Annotated in this window: 10 protein-coding genes and 1 pseudogene; 4 read left to right on the top strand and 7 right to left on the bottom strand. The window is 39.4% G+C overall.

The genetic code is table 11. The features are described from left to right. Positions 1–7: 7 nt before the first annotated feature. A complete protein-coding gene (recG, locus tag ACYUCW_RS00100; protein ID WP_012368528.1) occupies positions 8–2,095 on the top strand; it encodes an ATP-dependent DNA helicase RecG in 2,088 nt (695 codons plus the stop codon). 111 nt (positions 2,096–2,206) lie between these two features. Here the strand turns inward: recG and gltS are convergent, their stop codons facing one another. Next, complete coding sequence (gene gltS, locus ACYUCW_RS00105; RefSeq protein WP_004246816.1) at positions 2,207–3,421, bottom strand: sodium/glutamate symporter; 1,215 nt, start codon at positions 3,419–3,421, stop codon at positions 2,207–2,209. 242 nt (positions 3,422–3,663) lie between these two features. On the opposite strand from gltS, the pseudogene ACYUCW_RS00110 reads away from it, so the two are divergent. The 3 genes and pseudogenes from ACYUCW_RS00110 (at position 3,664) to ACYUCW_RS00120 (ending at position 7,317) form a co-directional block, all read left to right on the top strand. Then, positions 3,664–5,054 (top strand): annotated as a pseudogene (locus tag ACYUCW_RS00110) (uracil-xanthine permease family protein). Between the two features lie 245 nt (positions 5,055–5,299). Further along, positions 5,300–6,988 carry an AsmA family protein gene (locus ACYUCW_RS00115; RefSeq protein WP_163748111.1) on the top strand — a complete coding sequence of 563 codons (1,689 nt, stop codon included), beginning with the start codon at positions 5,300–5,302 and terminating at the stop codon, positions 6,986–6,988. A gap of 89 nt (positions 6,989–7,077) precedes the next feature. Beyond that, positions 7,078–7,317 carry a hypothetical protein gene (locus ACYUCW_RS00120; RefSeq protein WP_088206988.1) on the top strand — a complete coding sequence of 80 codons (240 nt, stop codon included), beginning with the start codon at positions 7,078–7,080 and terminating at the stop codon, positions 7,315–7,317. Between the two features lie 87 nt (positions 7,318–7,404). On the opposite strand, the gene rluF is transcribed toward ACYUCW_RS00120, so the two are convergent. The 6 genes from rluF to ACYUCW_RS00150 form a co-directional block, all read right to left on the bottom strand. Continuing rightward, positions 7,405–8,283, bottom strand: a complete 879-nt coding sequence (gene rluF, locus ACYUCW_RS00125) for a 23S rRNA pseudouridine(2604) synthase RluF (protein ID WP_017628653.1) — start codon at positions 8,281–8,283, stop codon at positions 7,405–7,407. 175 nt (positions 8,284–8,458) lie between these two features. After that, positions 8,459–9,373 carry a fatty acid biosynthesis protein FabY gene (gene fabY, locus ACYUCW_RS00130; protein WP_004249085.1) on the bottom strand — a complete coding sequence of 305 codons (915 nt, stop codon included), beginning with the start codon at positions 9,371–9,373 and terminating at the stop codon, positions 8,459–8,461. A 23-nt stretch (positions 9,374–9,396) separates the two neighbouring features. Beyond that, positions 9,397–9,834, bottom strand: coding sequence for a D-aminoacyl-tRNA deacylase (gene dtd / locus ACYUCW_RS00135; RefSeq protein WP_004246810.1), 438 nt, complete (start codon positions 9,832–9,834; stop codon positions 9,397–9,399). A gap of 80 nt (positions 9,835–9,914) precedes the next feature. Continuing rightward, the gene (yihX, locus tag ACYUCW_RS00140; RefSeq protein ID WP_004246809.1) at positions 9,915–10,532 is read right to left on the bottom strand and encodes a glucose-1-phosphatase; all 618 of its coding nucleotides are present in this window, start codon (positions 10,530–10,532) and stop codon (positions 9,915–9,917) included. Positions 10,533–11,184: 652 nt separating this feature from the next. Beyond that, positions 11,185–11,601: a hypothetical protein gene (locus ACYUCW_RS00145; protein WP_163748112.1), complete on the bottom strand. Its 417-nt coding sequence runs from the start codon at positions 11,599–11,601 to the stop codon at positions 11,185–11,187. After that, a complete protein-coding gene (locus ACYUCW_RS00150; RefSeq protein ID WP_049199770.1) occupies positions 11,579–11,902 on the bottom strand; it encodes a hypothetical protein in 324 nt (107 codons plus the stop codon). The genes ACYUCW_RS00145 and ACYUCW_RS00150 overlap by 23 nt, the downstream gene beginning before the upstream one ends. Positions 11,903–12,113: the final 211 nt, after the last annotated feature.

Below are 12,113 nucleotides of genomic sequence, written 5' to 3' on the forward strand. Positions count from 1 at the left end.
CTTTCCCATGAAAGGAAAACTGCTTGATGCAATCCCCTTAACCACTCTTCACGGCGTAGGTGCAAGTCAGGCAGATAAACTGGCCAAAATAGGGTTAGTCACTGTGGAAGACTTATTGCTTCATCTTCCTTTACGCTATGAAGATCAAACCCATCTATATGCCATCAGCGATCTACTTCCTGGTATTCCAGCTACTGTTTCCGGTGAAATCTTAAGAACCGAAGTAAATTTTGGTCGTCGAAAAATGATGACCTGCCAAATTTCTGATGGTTCAGGTATTTTAACCTTACGCTTCTTTAACTTCACGGCAGCCATGAAAAATAACCTTGCTCAGGGTAAGCAAGTTATCGCTTATGGTGAAATAAAACGAGGAAGTCGAGGCCCTGAAATTATTCACCCCGAATACAAAATTAAAGTGGCTGGCTCAGAAGTTAAGTTACAAGAAACGCTTACCCCTATTTATTCAACAACAGAAGGCTTACGCCAGACATCGTTGCGTAAATTAATAGAACAAGCCTTAACCTTACTTGATACTTGTGCCATTAATGAACTGCTTCCTGATCAATTTATTTATGGTTTACCGCCACTCGCTACCGCGTTACGAACCTTACATAATCCTCCCCCTGATATTGCGTTTGCTGAACTTGAAAAGGGGCAACATCCTGCACAAAAACGGCTGATTATTGAAGAATTATTGGCGCATAACTTAGGTATGCTTAATGCTCGGGCAGGAGCACAATCTTATCGTGCAGAACCCTTATTAATGCCACATGGCTCAACATTACGTGAACAATTTCTTGCAACATTGCCCTTTACACCCACCACAGCACAACAGCGCGTCGTCAATGAAATAGAGCAAGATCTAGAAAAAAATTATCCTATGATGCGCCTAATTCAAGGGGATGTTGGCTCAGGTAAAACCTTAGTTGCTGCACTAAGTGCATTAAGAGCGATAGCCAATGGTAAACAAGTGGCTTTAATGGCACCCACTGAGTTACTAGCGGAGCAACATGCCCTCACCTTTAGAAAATGGTTTGAGCCTTTTGGTATTCAAGTGGGGTGGTTGGCTGGCAAACAAAAAGGTAAAGCGCGAGAAGCACAACAAAATGCAATAGCTAATGGCGAGGTTTCCATCATTATTGGCACTCACGCCATTTTTCAAGAGCAAGTTAAGTTTCACTCTCTCGCATTAGTCATTATCGATGAGCAACATCGCTTTGGAGTACATCAACGCCTTGCATTATGGAAAAAAGGCGAAGAGCAAGGCTTTCATCCACACCAATTGGTGATGACCGCAACCCCCATTCCTCGAACACTGGCGATGACCGCTTACGCGGATATGGATACCTCCATTATCGATGAGCTACCTCCTGGTAGAACCCCAGTAACGACAGTGGCTATCCCTGACACTCGGCGAAATGACATCATTGAACGTATCAGGGTGGCTTGTAGCGAAGAAAATCGCCAAGCCTATTGGGTTTGTACGTTAATTGAAGACTCCGAAGTCCTTGAAGCACAAGCAGCACAAGTTATTTATGATGAGCTGACGATTGCCTTACCGGAAATCAAGATTGGATTGGTTCATGGTCGAATGAAGCCGGCAGAAAAACAGGCGGTGATGGCCGACTTTAAAGAAAACAAACTACAGCTTTTGGTCGCAACGACCGTGATAGAAGTCGGGGTAGATGTACCTAATGCCAGTTTAATGATCATTGATAACCCTGAACGATTAGGTCTTGCACAATTACATCAGCTACGAGGGCGTGTTGGTCGAGGTGCTGTGGCTTCCCATTGTGTCTTATTATATAAAACGCCGTTAACTCAAACTGCTCGTTTACGTTTACAAGTGCTCAGAGACAGTAATGATGGCTTTGTTATTGCACAAAAAGATCTCGAGATAAGAGGACCAGGTGAACTATTAGGAACTAAGCAGACGGGCAATGCTCAATTTAAAGTCGCAGACTTATTACGCGATCAGGCGCTTATTCCTGAAGTACAACGTATTGCTCGTTATTTACATCAACATTACCCTAAGCATTCGCAAGCGTTAATCGAACGCTGGCTACCTGCAAAGACCCAATATAGCCAAGCTTAAACGACACACTTTAAATGGCTTAGAGCGCACTTGAGGGCTTAACACTGTAATAAAAGAAAACGGCACAGACTTATCTGTGCCGTTCTCATTCGAACTAGATGAACACTGTCATCACCCTGCTATAGGCGTAAAGAATGGTAGCATCAGATACAATTTGATCACTATCGCATTTACTATATCAATAAAGAATGCACCGACCATCGGAACAACTAAGAATGCAAGATGAGAAGGACCAAAACGATCTGTCACAGCTTGCATATTAGCGATAGCCGTTGGCGTAGCGCCTAAACCGAAACCACAGTGACCCGCAGCCAAAATTGCCGCATCATAATTTTTACCCATAACACGAAAAGTGACAAAAATTGCATACAATGCCATTACTGCCGCTTGAACACCGAGAATAACCAGCATAGGTATTGCCAGTGATGCCAGCTCCCATAATTTTAAGCTCATCAGCGCCATCGCTAAAAATAACGATAAGCTAACGTTACCTAAAACAGAAACGGCTCTATCAAATACACGATAAAAACCGAGCATTGATAGGCTATTACTTAAAATAACGCCAATGAACAGTACACACACAAAGGTAGGTAATGAGAAAGCCGTACCTTCTAGTAACTGAGATAAGAAAGTCCCTGCCATTAAACAGATAGAAATCATCGCAATGGTTTCCAATAACACCATTGAAGTGATCATTCTCCCCGTAGCGGGTTTCTCAAAGGCTGTAGGCATTTCATGATCATCACTGCCTGCGCCAGGGGTTGGAATGTTACGAATTAAATAACGCGCAACAGGACCACCAATTAATCCACCTAACACTAAACCAAAGGTTGCACAAGCCATAGCCACTTCAGAGGCACTCATAAAGCCGTAGCTTTCAACGAATGTTTTCCCCCAAGCGGCACCCGTTCCATGACCACCTGATAAGGTGATAGAACCGGCTAATAATCCCATAAGAGGATCAAGGCCTAGCATTTCTGCTAATGCAATACCTACTGTGTTTTGAACTAAAAGTAATCCAACGACCACAAACACAAAAATAAATAGCGCTTTTCCTCCCGCTTTTAAGCTGGCAAGGTTCGCGTTTAAACCAATTGTTGCAAAAAAAGCGAGCATCAGTGGATCTTTTAAGGAGAGATCAAAGCTAATTTCCCAGTCCATAAATGATTTTAATGCAAGTAAAAGAGCTGCAACAAGTAACCCACCTGCAACGGGTTCTGGGATCGTATACCGTTCTAAAAAAGGAACAGATTTCACTAACTTACGTCCGAGTAAAAGAACCAAAGTGGCCGCGACTAGCGTGCCATAAACATCGAGATGATACATTTATGTACCCCGTCTTATTTGTTAATTTTGTATAAAAAAACTACGACGCTAAGTTCATCCATGAACAACGCCAAAAGCAGGTATACCCCGATTAGAAAAAAAAACGACGATAAACACAAGTTAAAACATATAAAAATGTGAGCGCCTCTTATGCATTTTGATAACATCAATTTTACGCAAACGATTGCTTTTGTGGCGCAGATCATTAAAATACGCTTTTTGCCAGATAAGAAATTCACATCATGGTTACTTCAGAAAATCGTAATTTGTCACAAAGTAGTCAGATTTCGCCCCAAAAAACGAGTGAGCTTCTATTCGCTTTAGAAGAAAAGCCCCCATTACCACAAACACTATTTGCGGCTTGTCAGCATCTATTAGCCATGTTTGTCGCCGTAATAACCCCTGCTATCTTAATTTGCCAAGCATTAGGGTTACCTGCACATGACACTCAACGCATTATCAGTATGTCATTATTCGCCTCAGGTATTGCATCACTGATCCAAATTCGAGCTTGGGGTCCCGTAGGTTCAGGTTTATTATCAATTCAAGGCACCAGTTTTAATTTTGTGGCTCCTCTGATTATGGGGGGATTGGCATTAAAAAATGGTGGCGCGGATATTCCAACAATGATGGCGGCTCTATTTGGCACTTTAATGGTTGCTTCACTTACCGAAGTGCTATTATCGCGTTTTTTACATTTAGCTCGCCGGATTATCACACCATTGGTATCAGGAATTGTGGTGATGATTATCGGCCTTTCTTTAATTCAAGTTGGGCTTACTTCTATTGGTGGTGGTTACGCCGCTATTGAAAGTAACACCTTTGGCTCACCTAAAAACCTTTTATTAGCGGGTTCGGTATTAGTGGTTATTATTTTACTTAACCGCCAAAGAAACCCTTATTTACGTGTCGCTTCTTTAGTGATTGCTATGGCTGTCGGTTATATTTTGGCATGGTGGCTAGATATGCTACCTACACCGCCTGAACAACAAGAAACACCGATTATCACCGTACCAGAACCTTTCTATTATGGCCTCTCATTTGATTGGCATTTGCTTATCCCACTAATGCTGGTGTTTATGATCACCTCATTAGAAACCATTGGTGATATTACTGCCACCTCAGATGTTTCAGAACAACCCGTCAGTGGGCCACTTTATATGAAGCGCATTAAAGGGGGCGTATTAGCAAATGGATTGAACTCTATGGTTTCTGCGTTTTTTAATACCTTTCCAAACTCCTGTTTTGGGCAAAATAACGGCGTTATTCAATTAACAGGTGTGGCAAGTCGCTATGTGGGCTATGTCGTAGCAGCCATGTTGATTATTTTAGGGTTATTTCCCTCTGTGGCAGAATTTGTACAACGAATTCCTGAACCTGTACTAGGGGGGCAACGCTTGTTATGTTTGGTACTATCGCTGCATCTGGGGTGCGTATCGTCTCTAAAGAGGCACTAAATCGTCGTGCTATTATGATCCTCGCCATCTCTTTGGCCGTAGGACTTGGGGTATCACAGCAACCTCAAATATTACAGTTTGCACCTGATTGGCTAAAAACATTACTGTCATCCGGTATTGCTGCAGGCGGTCTAACCGCTATTATTTTAAACCTGATTTTTCCACCCGAAAAATAATAGCTGAAACACAATCCGGCGCTATTTCACTCTTTAATCGGAATAGCGCATTTAATAAATTGATTAATAACATGATTTAATTATTACTTAAGGCAACAAAATTATTATTTACTTTTAGGCAAGAATATCGGCTAGATAAAAGAGAATGCCATAACTACTCTTTTATTGATGAATACTTGAGCAAAAGTCAATTTTCAGGCATAACTGTATGATGTTTTGATGGAGTATAAAACAGGAGAAAGGTTATGCGCTGGCTGATAAAAAGTTTGGTATCTCTGATACTTATCGTTATTTTATTTATTATTGTGATTTATGCCTTTCTTCAAACACAATGGGGTGCGCAAAAAACCAGTGAATGGTTAACACAGTATAGTGATTATGACATTCGCTTTTCCGGTATTGAACATGATTTAACTCAACCAGAACAAATTGTTGTTTATGATCTGTCCATTAACCCCAAACAAGATAAAACCGCCGTATTAGCCCAATCAGCACAACTTAGATTTAACTGGCAATTTTTTACTATGCCGTCCCATCTGCAAAAAATTACTTTAGAGAATGGTAAAATTATTTTAGCTAATAAAATAGCTCCCCTTCCTGTTAGTGCAGATATTCTCCAGTTTAAAAATATGCAGTTAGATAGCATGCCAACATCTAGCACAACATTCACCTTTAGCGCTAACAAAATAACGGGAGGTATCACACCTTGGAAACCTACATCGACCGATCCTATTGGTGCGGGGCATTTTCAGTTTTCCATTGCTGATGGCATGATAGGAAAAAATAGCTTTAATAATTTTATTGTTGCTGGCGAATATCAACCAAATCGTATTTTGATTGAAAAATTAGCCACCCAGTTCCTTAATGGCTCACTCTCTTTATCAGGCCAATATCAAGATAACCAATGGCAACTTAATGATGTTTACTTAACCGGACTGCGTTGGCAATCCACAAAAACCTTAGAAGAGTTACAACAATCATTAAGTCAATCTCCAGTAATGACTATCAAGCAATTGAACATTGTTGATTTTACTGCCGAAGGGAAACAGTGGGCAATAAGTGGATTGGCTGGGCAGTTTTCTCAAATTGCGTGGAATAATAGCCTATCACTGACATCCGGTGAGCTAAACACCGATGATATTGTGTATAAAAATCAACATGTCACTGATGTGATCGCTAAGTTAAATCAGCAAGATAATTTATTTAACATAGATAATTTAAGCTTACGCTATGAAAAAGGGCTAATAAAACTAGCAGGACAATGGAACAGCGAGACAAAGACTTTAAATATTGAAGATGCAACACTCTCAGGTATTTTATATACCCTACCTGAGCAATGGCTCTCCTTCTTTGCTAAACCTATTGAGCAAGATGTGAAGAGTATCAATATTAAGCAGTTATCATTAAACCAATCTATCCTCATTGATATTAATCCCCTCTTTTCTTTTCAATTTACCGGCCTAACAGGCCAACTGAAAAATTTAATCATCGCCAAAGATGGGCAATGGGGATTATGGCAAGGCACCGCGACGTTAAGTGCTGATAGTGGTACATTAAATGGCGTAGAGCTTCGCCGCCCTGACCTAACATTAATGACACAACAAGATACTGCCATTATTCCACAGTTTTCTGCTTTCGTAGATAAAGGCATCGTGCGTGGCTCTGCTGCATTAGAACAAAACAATAACCAAAGACTATTTTCTCTTATCGTCAATGGGCTGAATGTGCCCCTCTCTTTGCCTAATAATATGGGTTGGAAATTATCGCAACCTACCGATGAAACAGGACAATTTACCTTAAAGCTTAAAGGCAACTTAGCCGCTGACGCTGTTATACCGACCTTAAATGGTACATTAATAGGTAAAAAAGATGACCAAACGCCTATCGATGACAGGATGCAAGACGGCGAAATAATAAATAATTTATCCTTTTGATGTTGATGGTTTAGCAGGCGCATAGATTGCGCCTGCTGCAAAAAGCGTTACAATGCAGACTCTTTCTATTTTCTTATTGCGGAGTTTTCATGTCTGATGACAATTTTTCCCTGCCAATAATCACTCTTGATGAATTTCAGCAAGCACCCTTAACCGCACTTGAAAATAGTAGTAGTGTCGAAGTGTGTGATAATAACCAAACTCCGTTATTTTATTGCCTATCAAAACAGGATTATGACACGCTAATGGGGCGTATTATGGATGCAGAATTAGCCGCCATTGTACTTGAACGTCGCCAAAAGAAACTCGATGAACTGGATTTAGAGTGATTGATTACAGTGAGGAATAAAGCGGGATAAGCGCTAATTTCTCCCGCTATAGGCGCTTATTTAACTCAGAATTATAAAAGAAACAAACTAACGTTTTTTCTTTTTACGTCCTGGTTGTGCAAAGCGTTTACGCGTATTATTTTCCGTCTCTTTGGCTTTTGTTTTCGGAATATGGATCCCTAACGCTTTCGCATTACTACTTATCTGTTTCTTAGGTTTATTTTGCTTCTGTTTAGGGGCTTCAGAGCTTGATGCTTCAATAGCATCAAATAGCTTTATCAGCTCATCATCCGTTAAGTCACGCCATTCCCCGACAGGTAATCCCGCCAAACTAACATTCATAATACGGATACGTTCAAGCTTGGTGACTTCATAACCAAAATATTCACACATACGACGAATTTGACGGTTTAGACCTTGTACTAAGGTGATACGAAATACCATTGCGGCTTCTTTTTTCACCTTACATTTCTTGGTTTTTTGTCCCAGAATAGGAACACCCGCCCCCATACCGCGAATAAATTCATCAGTAATGGGTTTATCAACCGTGACCAAATACTCTTTTTCATGGGAGTTACCCGCCCGTAAGATTTTATTGACCAGATCACCATGGTTAGTCAAAAAAATCAGTCCCTGAGAATCTTTATCTAAACGACCAATTGGGAAAATACGGGTGCTATGGTTAACATAATCAACAATATTATCTTTCTCACCTTCATCTGTGGTACTGACGATACCTACAGGTTTATTCAGTGCGATCAACACCAGCTCAGAATTATCTTGCGCTTCAATTAATCGTCCATTCACTTTCACTTCATCGCCCGCCGTTACGCGATCGCCAATGCCTGCGCGCTTACCATTGATAAGAACCAGACCTTGCTCGATATAACGGTCGGCTTCACGACGTGAACAGATACCGCTTTCACTGATATATTTATTAAGACGAGTAGATAAATTGGTGTCCATGCTTCCCTCCGTAAACTGCGGAATATACCTCAATTAAGTGACGATAGAAACACTATTAGGTAGACACTAAAGCAGAGATTTCTCACTCCTCATTTCCATGATAAGAAAAAGGTAGAAAAAAAGAGAGATAAAAACAATAAATAACTTAATTTTCAATTAAATAGAGATTTATTATTTAGTACTGTTTATTTTGTGAGGGTAACACAATGTAAGTGCCGCTAAAAACCGCTCCCGTACCTTCATCACCACAAATATCAACATCTAACTTAATACGTGCTTTGCTTCCTTTCGCTAATCGTCCTAAATCACCACTTAAATTTTCCATATCAGCAACGGCTGACGGCCGACCTGAGACTGGTTTTCGATAACGAATATGCGCATCCACCAGCACAATATCGCCTTGCAGTTTATGCTCTTGCATTAACAACCAAATCAGCCCCCAACCGGTCAGTGTTGCTAAAGAAAACTGGCTACCGGCAAAAATAGTATGGTGTGGGTTTTGATTACCGGATTCAGGGATCGTGGTATAAAAACGGGTGCCCGTATATTGCGTAATACGTAACCCCATTTTTTCACTTAGGGGGATATGCTGATGCCACTGTTTTTGCAACTCCGCGCACCAATCAGGACGATGGAGAATATCATCTAATGATTCAATACTTTTTTTCATAAAGTAATGTTTGATCGGGGTAGTTTGAGGGCCTGTGACTAAACCACAATTCTCATAACCTAATTTTTCAAAGAAACGAACAGACTCTTCTCTGGCGCTACAAACAATACGCTTTACCCCTTCTTGGCGAGCTAAAGACTCTAACGCCATGGCAACTAAAGAGCCTAATCCTTTACCTTGAGCATCCTCACGTACCGCCATAAAGCGGATTGCACCTTCATTATCGGCATTTATATAGAGACGACCAATAGCAACGGGTTGCCCACTGTCATCAACCACCATCTGGTGATGCGCTAAGGTATCATAACCATCTTTTTCGGAGCCTTCGGGCTGATGTAACGGTTTACGAAGCATTTCCCAACGAAAAGTATAATAAGCTGCTAATTCTGCTTGCGTCTTAGGGGTTCGTAAATGATACATAGTAAGCTCCTATTATAATTCAACTAGACCTGCAACCAGAATGTCACTGGGCCATCATTAGTCAGGGTGACCTGCATATCAGCAGCAAATTGCCCTGTTTGGGTTTCTAAACCTTGTTGCTTACACTGCTCAACAAAATAGTGATATAAATTTTCAGCCATTTCAGGAGGCGCTCCGTTAGAAAAACCCGGTCTCATCCCTTTTTGGGTTTCGGCAGCGAGTGTAAATTGCGATACGACTAATAGGCTACCACCTGCTTGTTGTACATTCAGATTCATTTTGTCATTTTCATCACTGAAAATACGATAACCACACACTTTTTCACATAATCTTTTTGCTTTCTGTTGGTTATCGTCTTTTTCTACTCCTAATAGCACGAGTAAGCCGTGATTAATGGCGCCAACAGTCACACCGGCAATATCGACTTTCGCTTGTGTCACTCTTTGGATTAACGCAATCATACTGTATTCCTGATTAACACCGAATATGTGTTTATAAAAAAAGGATAACAAATTCAATTAATTGTTATCCTATTACAACGTTATTCTGTTACTGGGAGAGTAAAATCATGATCTTTAAAGTATTCAACAACCGTATTTTTATCTACGACATGAACACCTTGAATACCTAACGCAATGGCTGCATCGACATTGGTTTGTAAATCGTCAAAGAAGACAGCATCTTGTGCTTCAACGCCTTCGGACTGTAGCACATATTTATACACTTCAGGATCTGGCTTTCTCATACCGATATCTTGGGATAAATAGAGAAAGTCCGCTGAAGCGGCGATTTCAGGATAGTGCTGAGGCCAATAATCTTGATGTAATCGATTAGTATTTGACAATACCACCACACGATGACCTTGCTCTCTTAGCTTATTCATTATATCTATGACTTCTGGGCGAACAGCGATAAAAATAGCCTGCCATCCTTCCGCAAACTGTTCAAAACTCAGTCCAATACCAAGCTCAGCACAGACAGCTTCTGCAAATTCTATATCCGTAATATTGCCTCGTTCGTGTAATTTAAAGGTTTCCCCAGTCGTAAAATTATCTTTTATACTGGCTAATGGAACCCCACTGAGTTTACTCCACACGGCAAAAACACGATTGAAATCAATATCGATAATCACATTACCCATATCAAAGATATAAAGCATAAATTCTCTCCATAATAGAAAACTCGTTTTACTTTAATCATAAATTGCTTGAGTGAATAGGCTTAAACGATAAAAAATACCATATTCACACCTAATTTTTTGAAAAACATAAAACCAGAAGGGGAAGAGACGAAAAATAAGACGAGAAGCATCCTTATCTATAAAGGAATTGCCATGTGATGATAAGGTACTCTCTCCCCATTTATTTTCCTATGATTTTAAAATCATCATGCAACTGTGCCCAATGTAATACTAATTTCTCTTTATGCTCATCAAGCATTTAAAATGTCATGTAGCTGAATATTAAGGCCTTCCACTTTCTCGATTTGTTTATTCATACCTTATTCCTCTGTTTTAAACCAAAAGTCGAGATCATCCCCATCATCTTTCAAATCAATTTCGCTTTTATTCGCTATCACAGTACTTGCAATCATAGGGTTTATATTAGAATTTTTAGCCTTAATTGATAACTCTAAATCTAGTCCTTCTAATACTCTTAATAAGCTAGCATTATAGGTATATCAGCGTATTATCCGAACTCACTTATCCATGCTAATGCACAACCATATGAAGATATTACTATTAGATATGAGGGTATATCTTGGGATCACATTTGTGCAGGAATGTCAGGTGATAGTATTAGTCAAAACATTTAAGATTTCTCAACAAAAAGTGATGTGGTTCTTGATTTTTCATCAATAGATATTTTTATATGTATATTATCTTTAACCCATAGCTCTTCTTTATAGAAATCATCATATGTAGAGGTGAATCCATTTTTAGATAGATTATCAATAAGAGCTATGTTCTTTTCAGGTTTTATATTAAAAAAAATAACATCATTGGACTCATTTGAATTTCCATCGATGGGTCTATAGATAATGATATATTCATCTGATATAAAATCTATTTTTTTGACCTCATCAAAAGTGTATAAGTAATAATAAACAAAATTTAGCTTGGTATATTCTCTGTCACCAGGAAACATCAGTAAAATGATGGTCGTCATTAAAGATAAAACCAATAATATTGGAAAAACAAAAAATTTATTCAATTTTAATCCATTCACTTTCAGCTCCAATGTTTATTCCTGTTGTATCTTTTACATGAATTAAAATACTATTATTTCTAATATCTTCTATCGGTTTTACGCGATCCAAATAGCATGGTAATGAAACGAAGTAATGTATTGAATTATTTAGATAAATAGTAAGATCAGGAAAAATTAACGGTTTGAAAAGCTTATTTTTATATTTACCAATAGAGCCATAAGAATCCCAGCGACGATAAGCCTCTTCTTTACTTAATACTGTTAAATATGTCATTGGGTCTACGTCACTAACATAGTCTCCTGCAGTTAGAACACCCATTAAAGTGGATGCATCTTCACCTTTTGCATGACCTTTATCTATCCATCCAATTTATTTGGTGTAGATAACTCTGCCTCCATCAATATCTGATCTTTTTGTCATTATCACACATCTTTTGTTATTACATTTTAGTTTCAGATAAGACCCATTATGTTAAACGGGCGAATTAGTTAGCGAAAACCACCCGTTCATCCCCATCAAAGTTCTTCAA

It is taken from the genome of Proteus sp. MB838 (assembly GCF_054767435.1).